Annotated in this window: 23 protein-coding genes and 1 pseudogene; 16 read left to right on the top strand and 8 right to left on the bottom strand. The window is 73.0% G+C overall.

Annotation, left to right across the window (positions count from 1 at the left end):
- Positions 1-157: 157 nt before the first annotated feature.
- Positions 158-1780 (bottom strand): malate synthase A, encoded by a 1623-nt coding sequence (aceB, locus tag ACFVGS_RS29370; protein ID WP_385694617.1) that lies wholly within the window; start codon positions 1778-1780, stop codon positions 158-160.
- A gap of 228 nt (positions 1781-2008) precedes the next feature.
- Positions 2009-2620: an NTP transferase domain-containing protein gene (locus tag ACFVGS_RS29365; protein ID WP_385694614.1), complete on the bottom strand. Its 612-nt coding sequence runs from the start codon at positions 2618-2620 to the stop codon at positions 2009-2011.
- A 160-nt stretch (positions 2621-2780) separates the two neighbouring features.
- Between ACFVGS_RS29365 and ACFVGS_RS29360 the strand changes: the two genes are divergently transcribed.
- A complete protein-coding gene (locus ACFVGS_RS29360; RefSeq protein WP_384410761.1) occupies positions 2781-3104 on the top strand; it encodes a DUF5955 family protein in 324 nt (107 codons plus the stop codon).
- Positions 3105-3114: 10 nt separating this feature from the next.
- On the opposite strand, the gene ACFVGS_RS29355 is transcribed toward ACFVGS_RS29360, so the two are convergent.
- A complete protein-coding gene (locus ACFVGS_RS29355) occupies positions 3115-3741 on the bottom strand; it encodes a response regulator (protein ID WP_384410764.1) in 627 nt (208 codons plus the stop codon).
- 2 nt (positions 3742-3743) lie between these two features.
- Positions 3744-4901, bottom strand: a complete 1158-nt coding sequence (locus ACFVGS_RS29350; protein ID WP_384410767.1) for a sensor histidine kinase — start codon at positions 4899-4901, stop codon at positions 3744-3746.
- A 124-nt stretch (positions 4902-5025) separates the two neighbouring features.
- On the opposite strand from ACFVGS_RS29350, the gene ACFVGS_RS29345 reads away from it, so the two are divergent.
- Both ACFVGS_RS29345 and ACFVGS_RS29340 read left to right on the top strand, forming a co-directional pair.
- Positions 5026-6102: an ABC transporter permease gene (locus ACFVGS_RS29345; RefSeq protein WP_384410770.1), complete on the top strand. Its 1077-nt coding sequence runs from the start codon at positions 5026-5028 to the stop codon at positions 6100-6102.
- Positions 6099-6782, top strand: coding sequence for an ABC transporter ATP-binding protein (locus ACFVGS_RS29340; protein WP_384410773.1), 684 nt, complete (start codon positions 6099-6101; stop codon positions 6780-6782). Before ACFVGS_RS29345 ends, ACFVGS_RS29340 begins: the two co-directional genes overlap by 4 nt.
- A 60-nt stretch (positions 6783-6842) precedes the next feature.
- Here ACFVGS_RS29340 and ACFVGS_RS29335 read toward each other — a convergent pair whose 3' ends face one another.
- Positions 6843-7649 (bottom strand): IclR family transcriptional regulator, encoded by an 807-nt coding sequence (locus ACFVGS_RS29335; RefSeq protein WP_384422376.1) that lies wholly within the window; start codon positions 7647-7649, stop codon positions 6843-6845.
- A gap of 332 nt (positions 7650-7981) precedes the next feature.
- On the opposite strand from ACFVGS_RS29335, the gene allB reads away from it, so the two are divergent.
- A complete protein-coding gene (gene allB / locus ACFVGS_RS29330) occupies positions 7982-9316 on the top strand; it encodes an allantoinase AllB (protein ID WP_384422418.1) in 1335 nt (444 codons plus the stop codon).
- Positions 9313-10434 carry an allantoicase gene (gene alc / locus ACFVGS_RS29325; RefSeq protein WP_384422420.1) on the top strand — a complete coding sequence of 374 codons (1122 nt, stop codon included), beginning with the start codon at positions 9313-9315 and terminating at the stop codon, positions 10432-10434. Before allB ends, alc begins: the two co-directional genes overlap by 4 nt.
- A gap of 93 nt (positions 10435-10527) precedes the next feature.
- On the opposite strand, the gene ACFVGS_RS29320 is transcribed toward alc, so the two are convergent.
- Positions 10528-11268, bottom strand: a complete 741-nt coding sequence (locus ACFVGS_RS29320; RefSeq protein WP_384422378.1) for an SDR family NAD(P)-dependent oxidoreductase — start codon at positions 11266-11268, stop codon at positions 10528-10530.
- 165 nt (positions 11269-11433) lie between these two features.
- Here ACFVGS_RS29320 and ACFVGS_RS29315 point away from each other — a divergent pair, with 165 nt between their 5' ends.
- Both ACFVGS_RS29315 and ACFVGS_RS29310 read left to right on the top strand, forming a co-directional pair.
- The gene (locus ACFVGS_RS29315; RefSeq protein ID WP_384422380.1) at positions 11434-12048 is read left to right on the top strand and encodes a dihydrofolate reductase family protein; all 615 of its coding nucleotides are present in this window, start codon (positions 11434-11436) and stop codon (positions 12046-12048) included.
- 111 nt (positions 12049-12159) lie between these two features.
- Positions 12160-13107, top strand: a complete 948-nt coding sequence (locus ACFVGS_RS29310) for a DMT family transporter (protein ID WP_384422382.1) — start codon at positions 12160-12162, stop codon at positions 13105-13107.
- On the opposite strand, the gene ACFVGS_RS29305 is transcribed toward ACFVGS_RS29310, so the two are convergent.
- Complete coding sequence (locus ACFVGS_RS29305) at positions 13104-13322, bottom strand: hypothetical protein (RefSeq protein WP_385694606.1); 219 nt, start codon at positions 13320-13322, stop codon at positions 13104-13106. The two genes, ACFVGS_RS29310 and ACFVGS_RS29305, sit on opposite strands and share 4 nt — an antisense overlap.
- Positions 13323-13479: 157 nt before the next feature.
- Between ACFVGS_RS29305 and ACFVGS_RS29300 the strand changes: the two genes are divergently transcribed.
- Genes ACFVGS_RS29300 through ACFVGS_RS29290 form a run of 3 tightly spaced genes read left to right on the top strand, consistent with a single transcriptional unit; the run spans position 13480 to position 16571 of the window.
- Positions 13480-14694, top strand: a complete 1215-nt coding sequence (locus ACFVGS_RS29300) for a sensor histidine kinase (protein ID WP_385694604.1) — start codon at positions 13480-13482, stop codon at positions 14692-14694.
- Entirely contained in the window at positions 14691-15383 is a 693-nt protein-coding gene (locus ACFVGS_RS29295; RefSeq protein ID WP_384422388.1) for a response regulator, read from the top strand. The genes ACFVGS_RS29300 and ACFVGS_RS29295 overlap by 4 nt, the downstream gene beginning before the upstream one ends.
- A gap of 9 nt (positions 15384-15392) precedes the next feature.
- Complete coding sequence (locus ACFVGS_RS29290; RefSeq protein WP_384422390.1) at positions 15393-16571, top strand: cytochrome P450; 1179 nt, start codon at positions 15393-15395, stop codon at positions 16569-16571.
- Positions 16572-16656: 85 nt separating this feature from the next.
- Here ACFVGS_RS29290 and ACFVGS_RS29285 read toward each other — a convergent pair whose 3' ends face one another.
- Complete coding sequence (locus tag ACFVGS_RS29285; RefSeq protein WP_384422392.1) at positions 16657-17664, bottom strand: Gfo/Idh/MocA family oxidoreductase; 1008 nt, start codon at positions 17662-17664, stop codon at positions 16657-16659.
- A gap of 194 nt (positions 17665-17858) precedes the next feature.
- On the opposite strand from ACFVGS_RS29285, the gene ACFVGS_RS29280 reads away from it, so the two are divergent.
- The 6 genes and pseudogenes from ACFVGS_RS29280 (at position 17859) to ACFVGS_RS29255 (ending at position 23894) form a co-directional block, all read left to right on the top strand.
- Positions 17859-18878 carry a sugar ABC transporter substrate-binding protein gene (locus ACFVGS_RS29280; RefSeq protein WP_385694601.1) on the top strand — a complete coding sequence of 340 codons (1020 nt, stop codon included), beginning with the start codon at positions 17859-17861 and terminating at the stop codon, positions 18876-18878.
- Entirely contained in the window at positions 18875-19930 is a 1056-nt protein-coding gene (locus ACFVGS_RS29275) for an ABC transporter permease (RefSeq protein WP_384422396.1), read from the top strand. Before ACFVGS_RS29280 ends, ACFVGS_RS29275 begins: the two co-directional genes overlap by 4 nt.
- Positions 19927-20733 (top strand): ATP-binding cassette domain-containing protein, encoded by an 807-nt coding sequence (locus ACFVGS_RS29270; protein ID WP_384422398.1) that lies wholly within the window; start codon positions 19927-19929, stop codon positions 20731-20733. The genes ACFVGS_RS29275 and ACFVGS_RS29270 overlap by 4 nt, the downstream gene beginning before the upstream one ends.
- Positions 20734-20769: 36 nt before the next feature.
- Positions 20770-21945: an ROK family glucokinase gene (locus tag ACFVGS_RS29265; RefSeq protein ID WP_384422400.1), complete on the top strand. Its 1176-nt coding sequence runs from the start codon at positions 20770-20772 to the stop codon at positions 21943-21945.
- Complete coding sequence (locus tag ACFVGS_RS29260; RefSeq protein ID WP_384422402.1) at positions 21942-22541, top strand: hypothetical protein; 600 nt, start codon at positions 21942-21944, stop codon at positions 22539-22541. The genes ACFVGS_RS29265 and ACFVGS_RS29260 overlap by 4 nt, the downstream gene beginning before the upstream one ends.
- A 78-nt stretch (positions 22542-22619) precedes the next feature.
- Positions 22620-23894: pseudogene (locus tag ACFVGS_RS29255) on the top strand (MFS transporter).
- Positions 23895-24040 lie beyond the last annotated feature (146 nt).

Genomic DNA, 24040 nt, shown 5'->3' with positions numbered 1-24040 from the left:
TGTTTCGGTTGCGTCACGTGACTTGTGAAACACCATGGATCGAAAACGGCGCGAACGGATCCCGTACGCAATGCGAAAGACCCCGCCCCCGGTGCTGTGCGAGCACCGGGGGCGGGGTCGGTCTACGGGCCGGACGGGCCGGACGGCTGCTGTGCGGTCAGCCGACCAGCTGGTCGTACGCGGGGAGGGTGAGGAAGTCCGCGTAGTCGGCGTCGAGCGAGACGTGCAGCAGGAGGTCGTGGGCCTGCTGCCACTTCCCGGCCGCGAAGGCCTCGTCGCCGATCTCGGCGCGGATCGCGGCCAGCTCCTCGGCGGCGACCTCGCGGGCGAGTTCGGGAGTGGCCTTGCGGCCGTTCTCGAAGACGACCTCCGCGTTGATCCACTGCCAGATCTGCGAGCGCGAGATCTCGGCGGTGGCCGCGTCCTCCATCAGGTTGAAGATGGCGACGGCGCCCAGGCCGCGCAGCCAGGCCTCGATGTAGCGGATGCCGACCTGGACGGCGTTGCGCAGACCGTCGTAGGTCGGGTGGGCGTCCAGGGACGCGATGTCGATGAGCTCCGGGCCCTCGACGTGCACGTCCTCGCGCAGCCGGTCCTTCTGGTTCGGCTTGTCGCCGAGCACCGCGTCGAAGGAGGCCATGGCGATCGGGACGAGGTCGGGGTGGGCGACCCAGGAGCCGTCGAAGCCGTCGCCGGCCTCGCGGTCCTTGTCGGCCTTGACCTTCTCGAAGGCGACCTTGTTGACCTCGGCGTCCTTGCGGGACGGGATGAAGGCCGCCATGCCGCCGATCGCGTGCGCGCCGCGCTTGTGGCAGGTGCGGACGAGGAGTTCGGTGTACGCGCGCATGAACGGGGCCGTCATCGTGACCGCGTTGCGGTCCGGGAGGACGAACTTGGCGCCGCCGTCACGGAAGTTCTTGACGATGGAGAACAGGTAGTCCCAGCGGCCCGCGTTCAACCCGGCGGCGTGGTCGCGGAGTTCGTAGAGGATCTCCTCCATCTCGTACGCGGCCGTGATGGTCTCGATGAGGACCGTGGCGCGGACGGTGCCCTGCGGGATGCCGACGTAGTCCTGGGCGAAGACGAAGATGTCGTTCCAGAGGCGGGCCTCCAGGTGCGACTCGGTCTTCGGCAGGTAGAAGTACGGACCCTTGCCGAGGTCGATCAGGCGCTGGGCGTTGTGGAAGAAGTAGAGGCCGAAGTCGACGAGCGCGCCGGGCACCGGGCGGCCCTCGACGGTCAGGTGACGCTCCTCCAGGTGCCAGCCGCGCGGCCGCATGACGACCGTGGCGAGCTCCTCGGCCGGCTTCAGGGCGTAGCTCTTGCCGGACCTCGGGTCGGTGAAGTCGATGTTCCGCGTGTACGCGTCGATCAGGTTGACCTGGCCGAGGACCACGTTCTCCCAGGTGGGCGCGGAGGCGTCCTCGAAGTCGGCGAGCCAGACCTTCGCGCCCGAGTTCAGCGCGTTGATCGTCATCTTCCGGTCGGTCGGACCCGTGATCTCCACGCGCCGGTCGTTCAGCGCCGCCGGGGCGGGCGCGACCTTCCAGGACTCGTCGGCGCGGATCGCCGCGGTCTCGGGCAGGAAGCCCAGCGACGACGTACGGGCGATCTCGGCGCGGCGCTCGGCGCGTCGGGCGAGCAGCTCGTCCCGGCGCGGGGTGAACCGACGGTGCAGCTCGGCCACGAAGGCGAGGGCCGCGTCGGTGAGCACCTCCTCCTGGCGCGGCAGGGGCTCGGCTTCGACGACGACCAGGGAGGACGGCGCTGGTGCGGACATGAACTGTCACTTCCTTCAGCGGACTTCACGGGCGGTGCCACTCCGGCCGCCGGGCGTCGTCATGCGGCACGCAGTGCCACACATGCCGGGATACGGCCGGGAGCGCCGTCACGGGGGATCAGGCGCTTCTGAACAGTGGATACTAGTTTCCTCATGGTGGAAGTTCAATGGTTTGTTGATGTCGAGATTCTTTGGGTCGACACAACGTGGCGCTCGGTGCCACACCCTTCACTCCAGGTGCACCAGGTCCGCCTCCGTGTCGATGTCGTACGGCTCGGCCACATCCGAACAGTCCACGAGCGTGATCGCATCCCGGTGCGCCTTCAGGTAGTCCCGCGCCCCCTGGTCCCCGACCGCGCCCGCCGCGATCGCCGCCCAGCGGTCCGCCCCGAACAGCACCGGATGGCCCCGCTTCCCGTCGTACGAGGCCGCCGCGAGCGTGTCGCGCGAGCCGTACGCGGCGCGCACCCGGCTCACCGCCGCGGGTCCGATCCCCGGCTGGTCCACCAGCGACACCAGGGCCGCGTCCACCGGCAGCGCCTCCGCCTTCAGGGACGCGAGCCCGACGCGCAGCGACGAGCCCATGCCCTCGGCCCAGTCCGGGTTGTCCACCAGGACGCACCCCGGCAGCCGGGCCTCCTCGCGCACCCGGTCGGCGGCCGCGCCGAGCACCACGTGCACCACCTCGCAGCCGCCCTCGCGCAGCACCCGCACCGCGTGCTCGACGAGCGGCCGGCCGCGGTGCGGAAGCAGCGCCTTGGGCCGCCCGCCGAGCCGCCGACCGCCACCGGCGGCCAGCAGCAGGCCCGCCACGAGCGGTTCTGCAGTCTCAAGAGTCATGAGGACTGCATACCGCATCGCGCCCGGATGACACGGAAGTCTGAACTTACGTCCGCCCGCTGGCGCGCCGGGCGCACGGAGGAGTTAACTGACCCGCGACCCAGGGCGCCCGACCATCGCCCGACGGTCGGCACTGTGACGTGCGCAAGGGGGGAAGACCATGTTGCGAAGCGTGGGGCAGAGGCGAGTGAGCGCTGACGGCGTGGACCCGAGGGTGGCCGAGCTGCGCGCCGCCGTGTCCCGGTTACGGCGCGAACTTGCCGGACACCGCCGGGAGTTCGCCGACCGTGCGATCGCCGAGGACGAGCTCGCCGCGCTCGACGCGATGGCCGTCAGCGGAGCGCCCGAGGTGTGGCGGCTGCGCCGCTCGCTGCTTCTGATAGCGGGCGCCGTCGGTTCGGTCAGCGCCCTCGCCGAGGGGCTCGCGGCCGTCTGGCGCGCCGTCGAACTCTTCGGCCCGCCGCAGCCTCCCGGCGACGCCTGAGGGCGCCGTCTCAGCGCCGGATCAGACGCCGTGCCGTCGCCGCCGCCACCGCCGCCGTACGGGATTCCACGCCGAGCTTGGCGAAGATGTGCACGAGGTGCGATTTCACCGTCGCCTGGCTCAGGAACAGCGCCTTGCTGATCTGCTGGTTCGACAGACCCTCCCCGACCAGCTGGAGCACCTCCAGCTCGCGCCGGGTGAGCGCCTCCGCCGGGGTCCGCATCCGGTCCATCAGCCGGTGCGCCACGGCCGGGGCGAGTGCCGACTGGCCCGCCGCCGCGGTCCGCACCGCCGCCGCCAGCTCCTCCGGCGGGGCGTCCTTCAGGAGGTAGCCCGAGGCGCCGGCCTCGACGGCCGCGAGGATGTCCGCGTCCGAGTCGTACGTGGTCAGGACGAGCACCCGCGGCCCGTCCGGTACGGCGGTGATCGCCGCGGTCGCCTCCGAGCCGTGCATCCCGGCACCGAACTGGAGGTCCATCAGGACCACGTCCACGCCCCCGGCGGCGGCCAGCTCGACCGCCTGCTCCGCCGTCGCCGCCTCGCCCACCACCGCGAAGTCCGGCTCGGTGTCGAGGACGGCGCGCAGCCCGGCCCGTACCACCGGGTGGTCGTCGGCGAGCAGCAGTCGGACGGTCATCTTCAGGCTCCGGGCAGAGGGAGGGAAACGGCCACGGCGGTGCCCTGGCCGGGCGCGGACTCGACGGTGAAGGAGCCGCCCAGCGACTCCGCGCGCGAGCGCATCGCCGGAAGGCCGAAGCCGCCCTCGGAGGACGGCAGGACGGAGACCGGGTCGAAGCCCTTGCCGTCGTCCACCACGTCCAGCGTCACCGAGCCGCCCATGAACGACAGCGTGATCTCCGCCCGCGAGGCCGAGGCGTGCCGGACGGTGTTCGCGAGCGCCGACTGGGCGATCCGCAGCAGCGCCACCTCGTACGGGGTGGGCAGCTCGGCCGGCGTCCCGCTCAGCGAGAAGCGCACCCGCGGACCGTCGGGCCCGGCCGTCTCGCACAGGCGCTCCAGGGCCCCGGCCAGCGAGCCGTGCTCCAGGTCCGGCGGGGTCAGGGCGCGGACGAAGCGGCGGGCCTCCGCGAGGTTGTCCTGCGCGGCGCGCCGGGCCTCGTCGATGTGGCCGGCGGCCGGCGAGCCCGCCGGCAACGCGCGCTCGGCGGCCCGGAGCAGCAGCTGGATCGAGGACAGCCCCTGGGCCAGGGTGTCGTGGATCTCCCGGGCGAGCCGCTCGCGCTCGGCGAGCGTCCCCGCGTGCCGTTCGGCCGCGGCCAGCTCGGCCCGGGTGGCGATCAGCTCCTCGACCATGCGGCGCCGTCGCTCGCTCTCCCGGTACAGCGCCTGGTAGCCGAGCACGGTCGCGACGGCGACCGCCGCGCCGAGCAGCGGCCCGATGAAGACGCCCGGGTTGAGGGCGGCGCCGTGCCGCACGTACGACAGGATCGCGGCGCCCGCGGTGACCGCCACCGCGGGCAGCGACCAGCGCGCCGGCAGCAGGTGCAGCTGGAGGAAGTACAGCGGGAAGGCGATCCACAGCCCTTCGGGCGTCAGCCACAGCAGCACCAGCCAGCTGAGGCACAGCAGCCCCAGCCAGACCGCGGCGGCCCGCTGCGAGGCCCGCACCGACGGCAGCAGCGACCCCGCCGCGTACACCGCGCCGGTGACCACGGCGGCCGCGATCCCCGAGCTCGTGTGCGAGCGGAGGGCGGCGAGCACCAGCAGGCCCGCCATCAGGAGATGGAGGCACAGGCGAAGGGCGCGCAGGGCGGGGGTGAGCGAGCGGGGATCCATGACCAGTCCAGGGTAGGCGGGCGCCGCGGGCTGACCGGGCGATCCGGACTCAATCGAAAGTTTGATGACGGAGCCATCCGTGGCGCGATGCCCGCGGCGGCTCCCGCCCAGCAGGCTTGGCCCCATGTTCGTGGCATGGAGAGACCTCAGATTCGCCAAGGGGCGATTCACCTTGATGGGCACGGTGATCGTCCTGATCACCCTGCTCGTCGGACTGCTGTCGGGGCTGACCGCCGGGCTCGCGCGGGAGAACGTCTCGGCGGTCACCGGCCTGCCGGCCGACCGGCTGGCCTTCGCCGCCCCGCCCGACGGCCGGTCGGTCTCCTTCACCAGCTCGACCGTCACCGCGTCGCAGTGGCGGGGCTGGGCCGCCCGTCCCGGCGTGCGCGGCGCCGAGCCGCTCGGCATCCGCACCCTCGACGCGGCGGCCGGCGGGCGCACCGCCGCCGTCTCCGCCTTCGGCACCGAGTCCGGATCCGGGCTCGCGCCGGGCGCCGTCGGCCCCGGCCGGGTGATCCTCTCGGAGTCGGCGGCCGAGGAGCTGGACGCCGCCGCCGGGGACGGCGTGCGCCTCGGCGGCCTGGACGCCACGGTCGCCGCGGTCGCCGGGGACGCCTCGTACAGCCACACGCCCGTCGTGTGGACCTCCCTCGCCGACTGGCAGAAGCTCGGGCACAGCGGCACCACGCCCGAGGAGCAGGCCACCGTCATCGCGCTCAGCGGTGCGGGCGTCGACTGGGCGGCCGGGGACGCGGCCCTGAAGACCTCGGCGAAGACGATCGACGAGGCGCTCGGCGCCATAGGGTCCTACCAGGCCGAGAACGGCTCGCTGCAACTGATGCGCGGCTTCCTCTTCGCGATCTCCGCGCTCGTCATAGGAGCCTTCTTCACCGTCTGGACCATCCAGCGCAGCGCCGACGTGGCGGTCCTCAAGGCGCTGGGCGCCTCGACGCCGTACCTGCTGAAGGACGCCCTCGGCCAGGCCGTGGTGATGCTGACCGCCGGCACCCTCCTCGGCACCGGGCTCGCCGTCGGCATCGGCGCGCTGATCAGCGGCGGCGACGTGCCCTTCGTGCTCCAGCCGCTGACCGTGCTCGGCCCGGCGGCCGTGATCGTCGTGCTCGGTGTGCTCGGCGCGGCCCTGTCCATCCGGCGGATCACCGCCGTCGATCCCCTGACCGCCCTCGGGAGTGCCCGATGAGCCTGCTGCTCGAAGACGTGACCCTGACCTACCCGGACGGAGACGGCCGGCTCACGGCCCTCGACTCCGTCTCCCTGGAGGTGCCCGCGGGATCGCTCGCCGCGGTCGTCGGGCCCTCGGGTTCCGGCAAGTCCAGCCTGCTCGCGGTGGCCGCGACCCTGGTCACGCCGGACAGCGGACGCGTGGAGGTCGCCGGTACCGACACCGGGCCGCTGAGCCCGGCGCAGAAGGCCGGGCTGCGGCGCGAGCGGATCGGCATCGTCTTCCAGCAGCCCAACCTGCTGCCCTCGCTCACCGCGCTCGAACAGCTCCAGGTGATGGCCCATCTGTCCGGCCGGACGAGCCGCACCGTGCGCGAGCGGGCCGCCGGGCTGCTGGCCGCGGTGGGCCTGGCCGAGCAGGCCCACCGCCGCCCGCACCAGCTCTCCGGCGGCCAGCGACAGCGCGTCAACATCGCCCGGGCGCTCATGAACGAGCCGTCCGTGCTCCTGGTGGACGAGCCGACCAGCGCCCTGGACCACGAGCGGGGCGCGGCGGTCATGGAGCTCCTCGCGGGGCTGACGGCGGAGCGCGGGACGGCGACGGTCCTCGTGACGCACGACCGGACGCACCTGGGGCGGGCGGACCGGGTGGTGGCGGTGCGGGACGGGCGGCTCACCGACGAGGCGGTGGCGGTCTGACGTACGCGAAGGCGCCCGGAACCGTGGGGTTCCGGGCGCCTTCGCGGAGGTGCGCGGTTCTCAGCCCTGGCCGTTGCCCGCGGTGTTCGCGAGGGCGGTCGAGAGCTCCTCGGCGACCTGGTGGAGGATCGGGACGATCTTCTCGGTCGCCGCCTCCGTGACCCGGCCCGCCGGGCCCGAGATGGAGATGGCGGCGGCGGTGGGGGAGTTCGGCACCGGTACCGCGAGGCAGCGGACGCCTATCTCCTGCTCGTTGTCGTCGACCGCGTAACCCGTCTCGCGGACGGCCGCCAGCGCGTCGAGGAAGCCCTCGGGCGTGGTGATCGTCTTCTCGGTCGCGGCCGGCATGCCCGTGCGGGCGAGCAGCGCGCGCACCTCGTCGGCCGGGGTGTGGGCGAGCAGCGCCTTGCCGACGCCGGTGGAGTGCGGCAGCACCCGGCGGCCGACCTCGGTGAACATGCGCATCGAGTGCTTGGACGGTACCTGGGCGACGTACACGATCTCGTCGCCGTCGAGCAGCGCCATGTTCGCGGTCTCGCCGGTCTCCTCGACGAGCCGCGCCAGGTACGGGCGGGCCCAGGTGCCGAGCAGCCGGGAGGCGGACTCGCCGAGGCGGATCAGGCGGGGGCCGAGGGCGTAGCGCCGGTTGGGCTGCTGGCGTACGTAGCCGCAGGCGACCAGGGTGCGCATCAGGCGGTGGATGGTGGGCAGCGGCAGGCCGCTGCTGGCGGAGAGCTCGCTCAGCCCGACCTCGCCACCGGCGTCGGCCATCCGCTCGAGGAGGTCGAAGGCACGCTCGAGGGACTGGACGCCCCCGCTCGCGGCGGGTTTGGCGGCGTCGGTGGTGCTGGCGCTGGACGTCGGCACGGCAACGGTCCTTTCGGGGCAGGCGGGCAAGTCAGCAGCCTACCGGGCCGTCGCGCCGGGCACACGGCCCAGGTGTGGGCGTCCGGGCCGGTCAGGGGGTGTTTGTCCGTTGTCGGCGGCTGCCCGGAGGGCTGCTGGTCCACCCCGCATGTACGGAGCTACGTTCTACTGTACGAAATTCGCATTCCACTTCATGGAAACGTCCAAGCGCGGTTGGCCGGCGTCTCATGCTGGAAGTGTGCCCTTGACGACCTGTCGTCTCGGACGCAAACTCCTTCAACAGTTCGTTGAATTTTTGCTTCGTGGAAGCAGTCGAGGAAGAAGGGGTACGGGTGGACGTCAACCTGGTCCTGCGTTCGACGCGTGTCATCACTCCCGAGGGGACGCGTGCGGCGTCGATCGCCGTCGCCGGCGGGACGATCGCTGCCGTGCTGCCCTACGACGCCGAGGTACCGGCCGGCGCCCGGCTGGAGGACGTCGGCGACGACGTCGTCCTGCCCGGCCTCGTCGACACCCACGTCCACGTCAACGACCCCGGCCGCACCGAGTGGGAGGGCTTCTGGACGGCCACCCGCGCCGCGGCCGCCGGCGGCATCACCACCCTGCTCGACATGCCGCTCAACTCGCTGCCGCCCACCACCACGGTCGAGCACCTGCGGATCAAGCAGGACGTGGCCCGCCCGAAGGCCCACATCGACACGGGCTTCTGGGGCGGCGCGCTCCCGGACAACGTCAAGGACCTGCGGCCCCTGCACGACGCGGGCGTCTTCGGCTTCAAGTGCTTCCTCTCGCCCTCCGGCGTCGACGAGTTCCCGCAGCTCGACCAGGAGCAGCTGGCCGCCTCCCTCGCCGAGATCGCCGGCTTCGACGGGCTGATGATCGTCCACGCCGAGGACCCGCACGAGCTCGACGCCGCCCCGCAGAAGGCCGGTGCGAAGTACGCCGACTTCCTCGCGTCCCGCCCCCGCGTCGCCGAGAACACGGCCATCGAGAACCTGATCAACCAGGCCCGCCGGCTGAGCGCCCGCGTCCACGTCCTGCACCTGTCGTCCTCCGACGCGCTGCCGCTGATCGCCGCCGCCAAGGCCGAGGGCGTGAAGATCACCGTCGAGTCCTGCCCGCACTTCCTCACCCTCACGGCCGAGGAGGTCCCCGACGGCGCCACCGAGTTCAAGTGCTGCCCGCCCATCCGCGAGGCGGCCAACCAGGACCTGCTCTGGCAGGGCCTCGCCGACGGCACCATCGACTGCATCGTCTCCGACCACTCGCCGTCCACCGCCGACCTCAAGACCGGCGACTTCGCCTCCGCCTGGGGCGGCATCTCCTCCCTCCAGCTCGGCCTGCCCGCCATCTGGACCGAGGCCCGCCGCCGCGGCCACGACCTGACGGACGTCGCCCGCTGGATGTCGCAGGCCCCGGCCGAGCTCGCCGGCCTGTCCCGCAAGGGAGCCATCGAGGCCGGCCGCGACGCCGACTTCGCCGTCCTCGACCCGGACGCCACCTTCACCGTCGACCCGGCGGAGCTCCAGCACCGCAACCGGATCACCGCCTACGCGGGCAAGACCCTCTACGGCGTCGTCACCTCCACCTGGCTGCGCGGCGAACGCATCAACGACCGCGGCACCCTGGCCGAGCCCTCCGGCCGCCTTCTCGAAAGGAACAACTGACCGTGACCGGCATACCCTCCTTCACCGGCGACGCCAGCCCCTACGGAGGCGGCGACCCGTACGCCGACTACCGCACGGCCGACTTCCCCTTCACGCAGTACGCCGACCTCGCCGACCGCCGCCTGGGCGCGGGCGTGATCGCCGCCAACGACGAGTTCTTCGCCGAGCGCGAGAACCTGCTCAAGCCCGAGGCCGCCGAGTTCGACCCCGAGCACTTCGGCCACAAGGGCAAGATCATGGACGGCTGGGAGACCCGCCGCCGCCGTGGCGTCTCCGCCGAGCAGCCGCACCCCACCGAGGACGACCACGACTGGGCCCTGGTACGCCTCGGCGCGCCCGGCGTGATCCGCGGCATCGTCGTGGACACCGCCCACTTCCGCGGCAACTACCCGCAGGCCGTCTCCGTCGAGGCCACCTCGGTCGCCGGCTCGCCCTCGCCCGAGCAGCTGCTCGCCGACGACGTGAAGTGGACGACCCTCGTCCCGCGCACCGCCATCGGCGGCCACGCCGCCAACGGCTTCGCCGTCGACGTCGAACAGCGCTTCACCCACCTCCGGGTCAACCAGCACCCCGACGGCGGCATCGCCCGCCTCCGCGTCTACGGCGAGGTCGCCCCCGACCCGCAGTGGCTCGGCGTGCTCGGCACCTTCGACCTCGCGGCCCTGGAGAACGGCGGCCGGGTCGAGGACGCCTCCGACCGCTTCTACTCCCCGGCCACCAACACCATCCAGCCCGGCCGCTCGCGCAAGATGGACGACGGCTGGGAGACCCGCCGCCGCCGCGACAAGGGCAACGACTGGATCCGCTACAGCCTCGCCGCCGAGTCCGAGATCCGCGCCGTCGAGATCGACACCGCGTACCTCAAGGGCAACAGCGCCGGCTGGGCCGCGCTGTCCGTGGCCGCCGAGGGCTCCGAGGACTGGACCGAGATCCTGCCCCGCACCCGCCTCCAGCCCGACACCAACCACCGCTTCGTGCTCGACACGCCCGCGGTCGGCTCCCGGGTCCGGATCGACATCTACCCCGACGGCGGCATCTCCCGCCTCCGTCTCTTCGGCTCGCTCACCGAGGCGGGCGCGGCGCGGCTGACCGCCCGCCACCAGGAGCTCGGCGGCTGACGCAGCCCCGCTCCACCCCGAACTGAGCGGGTACGACACCCCGCTCGGCCCGCGAGGGCGCACCGGCATGACAGCACCGGTGCGCCCTCGTGCTCATGCGGCGTGGCCGCCGTCCACCGAGAACTCGGCGCCCGTCACGTACGCCGCGCCCGGCCCCGCCAGGAACGCGACCATCGCCGCGACCTCCTCGGCGGTCCCGAAGCGGCCCAGTGCCGTCATCCGCGCCTGGCCCTCCGCGTACGGGCCGTCGGCCGGGTTCATGTCGGTGTCCGTCGGCCCCGGGTGGACGATGTTCGCCGTGATGCCCCGGGCCCCGAGCTCGCGGGCCAGTGCCTTCGTCAGGCCGGTCAGCGCGGCCTTGCTGGTCGCGTACAGCGTGCCGCCAGGACCCGGCACCCGCTGGGTCATGCACGTGCCGATGGTGATAATCCGCCCACCCGCGTCCATGCGCGCGGCCGCCGCCTGGGAGGCGAGGAAGGCCGAGCGGACGTTCACCGCGAGCACCCGGTCGACGTCGGCGAGCGAGAGGGACTCCAGCGGGCCGAGGACGCCGACGCCGACGTTGTTGACCAGCACGTCCAGCCGGCCGAGGGCGTCGGCCGCCCAGTCCACGGCACCGGCCGCGTCGCCCGCGTCCCCGGCGTCCGCCCGCAGCGCGAGCGCCTTGCCGCCGGCCGCCTCGATCCGGGCCGCGACCTCGCGGGCCCGCTCCTCTCCCCGGACGTAGGTGAAGGCCACGTCCGCGCCCTCCTGGGCGAGGCGGACGGCCGTCGCCGCGCCCATGCCCCGGCTGCCGCCGGTGACCAGAACCGCCTTGCCGCTCATGGTGGACATCTCTTCACTCCTCGTACGTCGACTGTCGTTGCGTGTTCAATCAAACGCGGGCGGCGACGCCGGCGCCGGCAGGAATCGGACGCCGACCCGCACCGATGAGTTCTGCCGAGCGGCGGGGTCGGAAGGAGTGGGACAGCATGGTCCGGAAGAGAAAGGGCACCCCTCATGGCCACCCTGAGCCTCACCCAGTTCCTCACCCTCGACGGCGTCTACCAGGCTCCCGGCGGCCCCGAGGAGGACACCACCGGCGGCTTCGACCTCGGCGGCTGGGTCTTCCCGTACGTCGACGAGGACTTCGGCCGCTTCGTCAACGAGGTCTTCGAGCGGCCCACCGCCTTCCTCCTGGGGCGCCGCACGTACGACATCTTCGCGAGCTACTGGCCGAAGCAGACCGACCCGGACGACCCCATCGCGGGCAGGCTGAACGCCCTGCCCAAGTACGTCGTCTCCACCACGCTCGCCAGCGCCGACTGGCCCACCACCACGGTCCTGCGGGGCGACGCCGCCGACGCGGTCGCGGCGCTCAAGCAACGGCTCGACGGCGAGGTCCAGATGCACGGCAGCGGCGGTCTGGCACGCACCCTCCTGGAGCACGACCTGATCGACAGGCTGCACCTGCTCGTCTTCCCGGTCGTGCTCGGCAAGGGCCGTCGCCTCTTCGCCGAGGGCGCCACGCCGAGCGCCTTCCGGCTCGCCGAGTCCCGCTTCACGAGCACGGGCGTCACCATCCAGACGTACGAACTGGCGGGCCGGCCCACGTTCGGCACCATCGGCGAGTAGGGATCCAGGGAAAGGTGTAGCCACCACCCTCCCCGGCGGATACGGTGATCTCCCCCGTGTGAGAGCCGCCGAAGTCTCCACCCCGCCCCACGAGTCGGAGACCGCTCGCCGATGACCACCGCCGCCGTACCCGTGCCCCTCGGCGCCCCGCGCCGGGCCTGGCTCACCGACCTGCCCGTCCTGCTCGTCGCGGTCGTCTGGGGCGCCAGCTACCTCGCGGCGAAGGGCATCACCACCGCGAACACCGTGCTCGCCGTCCTGGTCCTGCGCTTCGCCGTGGTGCTGCCCGTCCTGGTCGCCGCCGGATGGCGCAGGCTGCGGGCGCTGGACTCCGCCCAGTGGCGCGGGGCGGCCGTCCTCGGCCTGATCCTCGCCGGGATCTTCCTCCTGGAGACGTACGGCGTCGTCCACACCTCCGCCACCAACGCGGGCCTGATCATCAGCCTCACCATGATCTTCACGCCGCTCGCGGAGGCGGCCGTCAACCGGACCAGGCCGCCCCGCGCCTTCCTCGCCGCCGCCGGGCTCTCGGTGGCGGGCGTGGTCCTGCTGACCCAGGGCGGCGGGTTCACCGCGCCCTCCCTCGGCGACCTGCTGATGCTGCTCGCGGCCCTCGCCCGTACCGTCCACGTGCTCGCGATGGCACGCATCAAGGCCGTCCGCAGCGCGGACTCCCTGTCGCTCACCACCGTCCAACTGGGCTCCGCCGTCGCCGTCTTCGCCGTCCTGGTCGCCCTCCCCGGCACCGGCGCCCCGCCGTGGGCGGCGGCAGCGGACTTCGGTCCCGGCGAGTGGGCGGGCCTGCTCTTCCTCTCCGTCCTCTGCACGCTCTTCGCGTTCTTCGTGCAGATGTGGGCGGTACGCCGCACCTCCCCGTCCCGGGTCAGCCTCCTGCTCGGCACGGAGCCGCTGTGGGCCGCCGCCGCGGGCATCGCCCTGGCCGGCGACCGCCCGGGCCTCGTGGGCCTCGCGGGCGCGGCGCTCGTCCTCGCGGGCACGGCGTGGGGCCGCAGGGCCGCCGACCAGGACGCGCGCCAGACACCCCGCAGGGATCTCTAGCCCTTCACCCGGTCCGACATCACCATCAGGGCGAAACCCAGGGCCGCGATCACGATGTTCGCGAACAGGGCGTGGTGCTCCAGGAACCACACGTTCTCGGTCAGGAAGCGAGTCACGCCCATCAGGCGGAACCAGCCGCCGGTCAGTTCGCGGATCACGCCGAAGACGCCGAAGACCGTCAGCAGGAAGCCCGTCACCTCAAGAAGTCTCTTCATGCCTCCGAGCCTGATCCCCGGGCGGGCGGCGCCGCGTCGGCCGCCGGTATCGGACCGCGGGTCACCCGTACGACCGAAGTCGCGGGCTTCGCGACTTTGGTATCCGGCGGCCGTCCTCATGCCGCGGCGGGGCCCCTCACCTGCGTACATTTCCGGTATGACACGCACCTGGCTGCTGCCCTCCCACCTGGTCGAGGCCGCCCGGACCGGCGCCCTCGACGGGGCGGAGGGGCGGCGGCCACGGCGGACCGCGCGGGACTGGGTGGTGGACACCTGCCTGTTCCTGCTCGCCGCGTTCGTCGGGCTGCTCGCCGCCGAGACCAGCGCCAAGTACAACAGCGAGGCCGTCGCCCTCGCCGACCAGATCGCCGGCGGGCTCGCCTGCGTCGCGCTCTGGCTGCGCCGCCGATGGCCCGTCGGGCTCGCCGTGACCCTGTCCGTCGTCGGCGTCGTCGCGCCCACCGCCGGTGGCGCGCTCCTCGCGAGCCTCTTCAGCGTCGCCGTGCGCCGGCCCTTCCGGCAGGTCGCCTGGATCGGGCTGCTCGGCATCGCCGGCTCCACCGTCCAGGTCTTCGTCCGCCCCGACCCCGAGACCGGCGTCCCCCTCGGCATCGGCCTCGGCGCCGTCCTCATCCTCCTCGTCACCGCCTGGGGCATGCTCGTACGCTCCCGCCGCCGGCTCGTCGAGGCGCTGCGCGACCGGGCCCTGCGCGCCGAGGCCGAGGCCGAGCTGCGTGCCCAGCAGGCGCAGCGGGCGGCCCGCGAGGCCATCGCCCGCGAGATGCACGACGTCCTCGCCCACCGGCTGACCCTGCTCAGCGTGCACGCCGGCGCCCTGGAGTTCCGGCCCGACGCCCCGCCCGAGCAGATCGCCCGGGCCGCCGGAGTCATCCGGGACAGCGCCCACGAGGCCCTGCAGGACCTGCGGGAGATCATCGGCGTGCTGCGGTCCCCCGGCGAGGGGGCCGAGGACCGGCCGCAGCCCACTCTCGCCACCCTCGACACCCTGGTCGCCGAGGTCCGCGAGGCCGGCATGAAGGTCGTCCTCGACTCCACCGTCACCGACCCGGACACGGTGCCCGCCGCCACCGGCCGCACCGTCTACCGGATCGCCCAGGAAGCCCTGACCAACGCCCGCAAGCACGCCCCCGGCGCCGAGGTCACCCTCACCCTGCGCGGCCGCCCCGGCGACGGCCTCACCGTCGACGTCCGCAACCCCGCGCCCGCCGGACCCGTCCCGCACGTGCCCGGCTCCGGGCAGGGCCTCATCGGCCTCGCCGAACGCGCCACCCTCGCCGGCGGCCGGCTGCGGCACGGACCGGCCCCCGACGGCGGCTTCGCCCTCCACGCCTGGCTACCGTGGCCCGCATGACCATCCGGCTGCTGATCGTCGACGACGACCCCCTGGTCCGCGCGGGCCTCTCCCTCATGCTCGGCGGCGCCGAGGACATCACGATCGTCGGTGAGGGAACCGACGGCGCCGAGGTCCCCGCCCTCGTCGACCGGCTCGCCCCCGACGTCGTCCTCATGGACATCCGCATGCCCGCGGTCGACGGCCTCACCGCCACCGAGGAGCTGCGCTCCCGGCCCGGCGCGCCCGAGGTCGTCGTGCTCACCACCTTCCACGCCGACGAACAGGTGCTGCGCGCCCTGCGCGCCGGCGCCGCCGGCTTCGTCCTCAAGGACACCCCGCCCGCCGACATCGTCGCCGCCGTCCGCCGGGTAGCCGCCGGCGATCCCGTGCTCTCGCCCGCCGTGACCCGCCAGCTGATGAGCCACGTCGCCGGGCACGACGACACCTCGCGGCGCCCGCCCCGCCGCGCCACCGCCCTCGAACGCCTCGCGCCGCTCGCCGGCCGCGAGCGCGAGGTCGCCGTCGCCGTCGGCCAGGGCCGCTCCAACGCCGAGATCGCCGCCGCCCTCTACATGAGCGTCCCCACCGTCAAGACCCACGTCTCGCGGATTCTGGCCAAGCTCGACCTCAACAACCGTGTCCAGATCGCCCTCCTCGTCCACGACGCCGGACTCCTCGACCTCCCCGGCGGCCAGGACGGCGCATAGGCTGGGCCGATGTCCGTCATCGATCTGGGGGAATACGGCGCGGACTTCACCGCGAACCCGTACCCGTACTACGCGAAGCTCCGCGAGGCCGGTCCGGTCCACGAGGTCATCACTCCGGACGGCATGCCCGCCTGGCTGATCGTCGGTTACGAGGAGGCCCGCGCGGCCCTCGCCGACCAGCGGTTCTCCAAGTCCTTCTCGTCCATGGGCATACCGCTGCCCGAGGAGGAGGTCGTCGGCCCGAACCTGCTCATCGTCGACCCGCCCGACCACACCCGGCTGCGCAAGCTCGTCGCCGGCGAGTTCACCGGACGCCGCGTCGAGGCGCTGCGCCCGCGGATCCAGCAGCTCACCGACGAACTCCTGGACGCCATGGCCCCCGCAGGCCGCGCCGACCTCGTCGACTCCTTCGCCTTCCCGCTGCCGATCACCGTCATCTGCGAACTGCTCGGCGTCCCCGCCGCCGACCGGGACTCCTTCCGGGCCTGGTCCAACGAACTCGTCGCGCCCACCGGGTCCATGACCGAGCGGGAGGCCGTCGAGGGCTTCGGCGGCTACCTCGACGAACTCATCGAGGACAAGCGGGCCGCGGGCCCCGCCGACGACCTGCTGTCCGCGCTCATCCGTACCCGCGCCGAGGACGGCGACCGGCTCTCGCTGCCCGAACTCCGGGCCCTGGCCTACCTGCTGCTCATCGCGGGCCACGAGACCACCGTCAACCTCATCGCCAACACCGTCCGCGCCCTGCTCACCCATCCCGAGCAACTGGCCGCCCTCCGCGCCGACTTCGACCTCCTCGACGGCGCCGTCGAGGAGGGCCTGCGCTACGACGGTCCGGTGGAGACGGCGACGCTCAGGTTCGCCGCCGAGCCGGTCCCGGTCGGCGGGGCCGTCATCCCCGCCGGCGCCGTCGTCGTGGTCGGCATCGCCTCCGGCGCGCGCGATCCGGGCCGCTTCCCGGAGCCCGACCGCTTCGACATCCGCCGCGACCCGCGCGGCCACCTCGCCTTCGGCCACGGCATCCACTACTGCCTGGGCGCCCCGCTCGCCCGCCTGGAAGGCAAGATCGCGATCCGGTCCCTGCTCGAGCGCTTCCCCCGGCTCGAACTCGACCCCGGGGCAGGGCCGTACGAGTGGCTCCCGGGCATGCTCATCCGCGGCACGCGGCGGCTCCCCGTCGTCTGGTGACAGCCGTCCTCGACGGCAGTCCGGTGACCCCGCCCCGCGGCACCCCCGCGGCCTCCGAGAGCGTGCCTCTCAGGCCGCGGGGATCTCAGGCCGCGGGGATCTCCGTGAGCCGCACCGGCCGCCGCTCCCGACGCGACAGCACGCACGCCTCCGCGACCCGCAGCGCCTCCAGTGCCTCGGCCCCGTCGCAGGGGTTCTCCCGCTCCCCGCGCACCAGCCCCACGAAGGCGTCCAGCTCCGCCTCGTACGCCGGGGCGAACCGCTCAAGGAAACCCGGCCACGGCTTGCCGGGCGGCGGCGGGCCCGTCGGCTCGACCGACTCCAGCGGAGTCCGCTCGTCCAGGCCCACCGCCAGCTGCGCCAGCTCCCCGGCCAGCTCCATCCGCACGTCGTACCCGGCGCCGTTGCAGCGGGTCGCGGTCGCCGTCACCAGGGTGCCGTCGTCCAGGGTGAGCAGCGCCGCCGCCGTGTCCACGTCGCCCGCCTCCCGGAACATCGCCGGGCCCGCGTCCGAGCCCGTCGCGTACACCTCCACGACCTCCCGCCCGGTCACCCAGCGCACGGCGTCGAAGTCGTGCACCATGCAGTCCCGGTAGAGGCCGCCCGACAGCGGCAGGTACGCGACGGGCGGCGGCGCCGGGTCCGAGCTCGCCGCCCGTACGGTGTGCAGCCGGCCGAGCCGCCCGGCCGCCACGGCCTCCCGCGCCGCCCGGTACCCGGCGTCGAACCGCCGCATGAAGCCCAGCTGCAGCTCGGTCCCGGCCGCCTCGACGGCCCGCAGCGCCCCGAGCGTGCCCGGGACGTCCAGCGCGATCGGCTTCTCGCAGAACGCCGGAAGCCCGGCCGCCGCGGCCCGCCCGATCAGCTCCGCGTGCGCGGCCGTCGCCGAGGCGATCACCACCGCGTCCAGGGCGTGGTGCGCGAACAGCGCCTCCACCGTCGGCGCCGCCTCCGCCCCGAGCGCTCCGGCCACCCGCGCGGCCCGCGCCGCGTCGGCGTCCGCGAGGACCAGCGCCCCGACCTCCGGATGCCGCGCGAGCACCCCGGCGTGAAACGCCCCGATCCGTCCCGTCCCGACCAGTCCGATCCGCATGGCCCCAAGGTCGTTCGGAACGCACCGGGTGTCAAGGACGGCTCTCAGGGGGTGACTCACCCCCTGGGCGTTCCAGCCGCCCGCCCGCGGGTAGGACGGACGGGGCCGGGTCGCGGGCCCCGCCGAAGATCGGCTCGACCCCCATGACCGATACTGCAATGCACGCAGAAGGACACAAAGGAGGGCACGACCTCGTGACCAGGGTTCGCACAGGAGGGGTACGCGCGGCGGTCGGCGCCGTGCTCGCGGTGGCGCTGACCGCCGCGCTCGCCGGATGCAGCAGCACCGGCGGCAAGCGCGCGGAGGACGCCCGCAAGGCGGCCGCGGCCCAGGGCCGGGCGGCCGTCGACACCCCCCGCTGGACCTTCGCCATGATCACCCACTCGGGCGACGGCGACACCTTCTGGGACATCGTCCAGAACGGCGCCAGGCAGGCCGCCGTCAAGGACAACATCAACTTCCTGTACGCCCACAGCGACGAGGCGCAGCAGCAGGCCCAGCTCATCGACTCGTACGTGGCGAAGAAGGTCGACGGCATCATCGTCACCCTCGCCAAGCCCGACGCGATGAAGGCGGCCGTCGAGAAGGCCGTGAAGGCCGGCATCCCGGTGATCACGGTGAACTCCGGCGCCGAGCAGTCCAAGGCCTTCGGCGCCCTCACCCACATCGGCCAGGACGAGACCGTCGCCGGCGAGGCCGTCGGCGACGAGCTCGACAAGCGCGGCCGCAAGAAGGCCCTGTGCGTCCTGCACGAGCAGGGCAACGTCGGCCACGAGCAGCGCTGCGCCGGCGCGAAGAAGACCTTCGCCGGCGAGCTGCAGAACCTCTACGTCGACGGCACCAACATGCCCGACGTCCAGGCCTCCATCCTCGCCAAGCTCCAGTCCGACCCGTCCGTCGACGCCGTCGTGACCCTCGGCGCGCCCTTCGCCGACGCCGCCGCCCAGGCGAAGAAGAGCGCGGGCAGCAAGGCCGAGATCGACACCTTCGACCTCAACGCCAAGGTCGCCTCCGGCCTGGAGTCCGGCACCCTCGGCTTCGCCGTCGACCAGCAGCCGTACCTCCAGGGCTACGAGGCCGTCGACCTGCTCTGGCTGTACAAGTACAACGCCGACGTCCTCGGCGGCGGCAAGCCGGTCCTCACCGGCCCGCAGATCATCACCAGGGACCAGGCCGCGGCGCTGAAGGACTACACGGAGCGGGGTACGCGATGAGCGCCGCCTCCCCGCCCTCGGACGGCCTCGACCACGTCGACGAACGGCTGCTCCGCACCTCCCCGCTGAAGAAGCTCCTCGCCCGGCCCGAGCTCGGCTCGGTCGTCGGCGCCGCAGCCGTCTTCCTCTTCTTCTCGGTCGTCGCCGACGGCTTCCTGCGCGCCTCCAGCCTCGGCACCGTGCTCTACGCGGCCTCCACCATCGGGATCATGGCCGTGCCGGTCGCGCTCCTGATGATCGGCGGCGAGTTCGACCTGTCCGCCGGCGTGCTCGTCACCACCTCGGCGCTCGTCTCGTCGATGTTCAGCTACCAGATGACCGCGAACGTGTGGGTCGGCGTCGGGGTCTCGCTGCTCGTGACGCTCGCCGTCGGCGCGTTCAACGGCTTCCTGCTCACCCGCACCAAGCTGCCCAGCTTCATCATCACGCTCGGCACCTTCCTCATGCTGACCGGCCTGAACCTGGGATTCACCAAGCTGATCAGCGGCACCGTCTCCACCAAGTCGATCGCCGACATGGAGGGCTTCCCCTCCGCCCGCACGCTCTTCGCCTCGACCTGGACGGTCGGCGGCGTCGAGCTCAAGGTGACCATCCTCTGGTGGTTCGCCCTCGTCGCCCTCGCCACCTGGATCCTGCTGCGCACCCGCTTCGGCAACTGGATCTTCGCCGTCGGCGGCGGCGCCGACGCCGCCCGCGCGGTCGGCGTACCGGTCCACCGGACCAAGATCGGCCTCTACCTGGGCGTGGCGTTCTGCGCCTGGATCTCGGGACAGCACCTGCTCTTCTCGTTCGACGTCGTCCAGTCCGGCGAGGGCGTCGGCAACGAGCTGATCTACATCATCGCGGCGGTCATCGGCGGCTGTCTCATCACCGGCGGCTACGGCTCCGCCATCGGCTCCGCGGTCGGCGCGTTCATCTTCGGCATGACCGGCAAGGGCATCGTGTACGCCGAATGGAACCCGGACTGGTTCAAGTTCTTCCTCGGCGCGATGCTGCTGCTCGCCACGCTCCTGAACGCCTGGATCCGCAAGCGCGTGGAGGCCACCAAGTGACCACGGAAGCCCTGCCCCTCGTCGAGCTCGACGACGTCAGCAAGTACTACGGCAACATCCGCGCCCTCGAAGGCGTCTCCCTGGAGGTCCACGCGGGCCGGATCTCCTGCGTCCTCGGCGACAACGGCGCCGGCAAGTCCACCCTCATCAAGATCGTCGCCGGGCTGCACCGGCACGACGCCGGAACCTTCCGGATCGACGGCGAGGAGGTGACCCTCGCCAACCCGCGCGAGGCCCTGGACCGCGGCATCGCCACCGTCTACCAGGACCTCGCCGTCGTCCCGCTGATGCCCGTCTGGCGCAACTTCTTCCTCGGCTCCGAGCCCACCCGCGGCAAGGGCCCCTTCAAGCGCCTCGACGTCGAGCTGATGCGGCAGACCACCCGTACGGCGCTGCTGCGCATGGGCATCGACCTGCGCGACGTCGACCAGCCCATCGGCACCCTCTCCGGCGGCGAACGGCAGTGCGTGGCCATCGCCCGCGCCGTCCACTTCGGCGCCAAGGTCCTCGTCCTCGACGAGCCGACCGCCGCGCTCGGCGTCAAGCAGTCCGGGGTGGTCCTGAAGTACGTGGCGGCCGCACGTGACCAGGGCCTCGGCGTGGTCCTCATCACCCACAACCCGCACCACGCCTACCTCGTCGGAGATCGTTTCGTGCTGCTCAAGCGCGGTGTCATGGCGGGCAGCCACACCAAGGACTCCGTCAGCCTGGACGAGTTGACCCGCCAGATGGCCGGCGGCAGCGAGCTGGAGGACCTGCGCCACGAACTGGAACGACCGACCGGTTCGTCCTCCGCTTCGTGACGCGCCCCTCACACCCCACCTGGCAGAATCGAGCCGATGAGTACCTACCGTGACCTGACCCAGCGCGCTTCCGCCCGCGGCACGGTCCTGCGGACCGTCGGCCCCCGGGAGCGGCGCTCGCACCTGACCGCGCCCAGGGTGCCGACCGTCGGCATCGACATCGGCGGTACGAAGGTGATGGCCGGTGTCGTCGACGCGGACGGGAACATCCTGGAGAAGGTCCGCACCGAGACGCCCGACAAGTCCAAGAGCCCCAAGGTCGTCGAGGACACCATCGTCGAGCTGGTCCTGGACCTCTCCGACCGCCACGACGTGCACGCCGTCGGCATCGGCGCGGCCGGCTGGGTCGACGCCGACCGGGCCACGGTCCTCTTCGCCCCGCACCTCGCCTGGCGCAACGAGCCGCTGCGCGACGCCCTCCAGGACCGGCTCGCCGTCCCCGTCATGGTGGACAACGACGCCAACACCGCCGCCTGGGCCGAGTGGCGCTTCGGCGCCGGACGCGGCGAGGACCACCTCGTCATGATCACCCTCGGCACCGGCATCGGCGGCGCCATCCTCGAGGACGGCCGGGTCAAGCGCGGCAAGTACGGCGTCGCCGGCGAGTTCGGGCACATGCAGGTCGTCCCCGGCGGCCACCGCTGCCCCTGCGGCAACCGCGGCTGCTGGGAGCAGTACAGCTCCGGCAACGCCCTGGTCCGCGAGGCCCGCGAGCTGGCCGCCGCCGACTCCCCGGTGGCGTACAACATCATCGAGCGGGTCAAGGGCAACGTCCCCGACATCACCGGCCCGCTCATCACCGAGCTGGCCCGCGAGGGCGACGCCATGTGCGTCGAACTCCTGGAGGACATCGGCCAGTGGCTCGGCGTCGGCATCGCCAACCTCGCCGCCGCCCTCGACCCCTCCTGCTTCGTCATCGGCGGCGGCGTCTCCGCCGCCGACGACCTGCTCATCGGCCCCGCCAGGGATGCCTTCCGCCGCCACCTCACCGGCCGCGGCTACCGCCCCGAGGCCCGGATCGCCCGCGCCCAGCTCGGCCCCGAAGCCGGCATGGTCGGCGCCGCCGACCTCGCCCGGCTCGTCGCCCGCCGCTTCCGCCGGGCCAACCGCCGCCGGGTCGAGCGCTACGAGCGGTACGGGCGCTACGCGCAGGTGCTGCGCGGCACCACGGCCGACCGGGCCTCCCGAACCGCCCAGGACCCGCAGTCATGACCCTGCCCCACCCGACCCTGCCGCCCCAGCAGTCGGCGCCGCCGCCGGAGCCGCCGCCCGGCCGGCTCCCGGAGGGCCGCGGGCACATGCTGCGCCGCCGGGTGCTCACCCTGCTCACCATCGTGCTGCTCATCGGCGTCCCGGCGGGCTATCTGGTGATCTCCGCCGGCCAGAGCCGCGACAGCGGACGCGACAAGGAGCGCGAGTCCTCGGTCGTCGGGCTCCAGGACAACCGGCCCTCCCAGATGAAGCGCCGCGTCTTCGAGATCCCCGTCCCGTCCGACGCCTGGAATGTCGCCTACTACGAGACCAGCAACTGGAAGACCAGCCGGCTGTACGTCCAGTTCACGACGACCGCCGGCGGTCTCGACACCTTCCTCCACGACAGCGGCGCCGCCCGGAACGCGCTGAAGCCCGGCGAGGTGACCGTCAGCGACCGCGACGCCGACATCGTCGGCTGGAACTTCACCCCGGACCGCGGCTGGTCCGGCGCCACGGTGAAGCGCGAGCGGCCCCGCCCCACGAGCGACATCACGGTCGACCTCACGGACCCGGCCTTCCCGCGCGTGTACGTGGTCTCCACGACGTCTCCCTGATCCGCCGGCGGGCCCGAGCGGTCTTCGAGCGCGCCCGCGTACAAGGTGCCCGGACCGACTCCAGGAGGACCGGCACCCATGAACGCGACGCACGCCTTCCGCTCGCTCGCCGTGCGCAACTTCCGGCTCTTCGTCGCCGGCCAGCTCGTCTCCGTCGCCGGCACCTGGATGACGGTCGTCGCCCAGGACTGGCTGGTGCTGTCCCTGACGGAGGACTCGGCCACCGCCCTGGGCACGGTCACCGCCCTCCAGTTCACGCCCATGCTGCTGCTCACGCTGTACGGCGGGCGGCTCGCCGACCGCCACGACAAGCGGCGGCTGCTCATCGGCTGCAACCTCGCCTCCGCGCTGTGCGCCCTCGCCCTGCTCGTCCTGGTCGCCCGTGACGCCGTCACCGTGTGGCAGATCGGACTGCTCGCGTTCTGCCTCGGCGTCGTCAACTCCGTCGAGGTGCCCACCCGCATGTCGTTCGTCGGCGAGATGGTGGGCCCCGAGCTGCTGCCCAACGCCTCGGCGCTGAGCGGCGCCTACTTCAGCCTCGCCCGGGTCCTCGGCCCGGCCCTCGCCGGACTCCTGATCGCCGGCTGGGGCACCGGCCCGGTGATCGCCCTCAACGCCGCCAGCTATCTGGCGACCGTCGCCGCGCTGCGCGCGATGCGCCCCGGCGAACTGCTGCGGACCGCGCCGCCCGCCGGGCGTGGCCGGATCCGGGACGGGCTGCGGCACGCCAGGGACCGGCCGGACGTGCTGCACTGCCTGGTCCTGGTCGGACTGCTCGGCGTCGTCGGCTAGCACTTCCAGCTCACTGTGCCGCTCCTCGCCAAGACCGTCTTCCACGCCGACGCCACCTCCTTCGGGCTGCTGTCCACCGCCTTCGCGGGCGGCGCGCTGCTCGGCGCCCTCGCCGGTACGGCCCGCCGGGAGCGGCCGTCCGCCCGGACCGTCACGGCGGCGGCCCTCGGCCTCGGCGTGCTCGAAGCCGCGACCGGGCGCGCGCCGGACCATGCCGCCGCCGCGGTGCTCCTCGCGCTCACCGGCTTCGCCGCGATCGTCTTCGCCCAGGCCGCGAACCACCGCGTGCAGCTCGGCTGCGACCCGGGCTTCCGGGGACGGGTCCTGGCCCTCTACACGGTGATCCTGCAGGGCTCCACCCCGCTCGGCGCGCTGCTCGTCGGCGTGCTCGCCCGGGAGCTCGGGGTCCGGGCCGTGCTGCTCGCGGGCGGCCTCTGCTGTGTGGTCGCCGCGCTGGCCGTACACGCCGCCGGGCACGCCCGCGGATCACGGTCCCGTCCGGCGGTCTCGCTTGTGAAGCTTCCGCGGGGATTCGGCCAAGGAGATCGTGCCCGCTCGTGAGTCTTTGACGGGGATTCCCCGTCGTCGGCCGTGCGGCCGGATCGCGCACGCCTGCCCGAAATCGTCGGTAACCCGCTGTGACCTGCCCGAAAGCGCCGAGGAGGGCCGTCGGGCGCTCGCCGGGGGGCTCATATCGGCCGGGTATG

The organism is Streptomyces sp. NPDC127114 (assembly GCF_042677525.1).
Lineage (GTDB): Bacteria > Actinomycetota > Actinomycetes > Streptomycetales > Streptomycetaceae > Streptomyces.
Note: the sequence above shows the minus strand (reverse complement) of the source record. Positions and strands in the feature narration are given on the sequence as shown.

Coding starts and splice junctions, on each gene's coding strand:
- aceB (WP_385694617.1), bottom strand. CDS start 1,780: ATGTCCGCACCAGCGCCGTCCTCCCTGGTCGTCGTCGAAGCCGAGCCC.
- ACFVGS_RS29365 (WP_385694614.1), bottom strand. CDS start 2,620: ATGACTCTTGAGACTGCAGAACCGCTCGTGGCGGGCCTGCTGCTGGCC.
- ACFVGS_RS29360 (WP_384410761.1), top strand. CDS start 2,781: ATGTTGCGAAGCGTGGGGCAGAGGCGAGTGAGCGCTGACGGCGTGGAC.
- ACFVGS_RS29355 (WP_384410764.1), bottom strand. CDS start 3,741: ATGACCGTCCGACTGCTGCTCGCCGACGACCACCCGGTGGTACGGGCC.
- ACFVGS_RS29350 (WP_384410767.1), bottom strand. CDS start 4,901: ATGGATCCCCGCTCGCTCACCCCCGCCCTGCGCGCCCTTCGCCTGTGC.
- ACFVGS_RS29345 (WP_384410770.1), top strand. CDS start 5,026: ATGTTCGTGGCATGGAGAGACCTCAGATTCGCCAAGGGGCGATTCACC.
- ACFVGS_RS29340 (WP_384410773.1), top strand. CDS start 6,099: ATGAGCCTGCTGCTCGAAGACGTGACCCTGACCTACCCGGACGGAGAC.
- ACFVGS_RS29320 (WP_384422378.1), bottom strand. CDS start 11,268: ATGTCCACCATGAGCGGCAAGGCGGTTCTGGTCACCGGCGGCAGCCGG.
- ACFVGS_RS29315 (WP_384422380.1), top strand. CDS start 11,434: ATGGCCACCCTGAGCCTCACCCAGTTCCTCACCCTCGACGGCGTCTAC.
- ACFVGS_RS29310 (WP_384422382.1), top strand. CDS start 12,160: ATGACCACCGCCGCCGTACCCGTGCCCCTCGGCGCCCCGCGCCGGGCC.
- ACFVGS_RS29305 (WP_385694606.1), bottom strand. CDS start 13,322: ATGAAGAGACTTCTTGAGGTGACGGGCTTCCTGCTGACGGTCTTCGGC.
- ACFVGS_RS29300 (WP_385694604.1), top strand. CDS start 13,480: ATGACACGCACCTGGCTGCTGCCCTCCCACCTGGTCGAGGCCGCCCGG.
- ACFVGS_RS29295 (WP_384422388.1), top strand. CDS start 14,691: ATGACCATCCGGCTGCTGATCGTCGACGACGACCCCCTGGTCCGCGCG.
- ACFVGS_RS29290 (WP_384422390.1), top strand. CDS start 15,393: ATGTCCGTCATCGATCTGGGGGAATACGGCGCGGACTTCACCGCGAAC.
- ACFVGS_RS29285 (WP_384422392.1), bottom strand. CDS start 17,664: ATGCGGATCGGACTGGTCGGGACGGGACGGATCGGGGCGTTTCACGCC.
- ACFVGS_RS29275 (WP_384422396.1), top strand. CDS start 18,875: ATGAGCGCCGCCTCCCCGCCCTCGGACGGCCTCGACCACGTCGACGAA.
- ACFVGS_RS29265 (WP_384422400.1), top strand. CDS start 20,770: ATGAGTACCTACCGTGACCTGACCCAGCGCGCTTCCGCCCGCGGCACG.
- ACFVGS_RS29260 (WP_384422402.1), top strand. CDS start 21,942: ATGACCCTGCCCCACCCGACCCTGCCGCCCCAGCAGTCGGCGCCGCCG.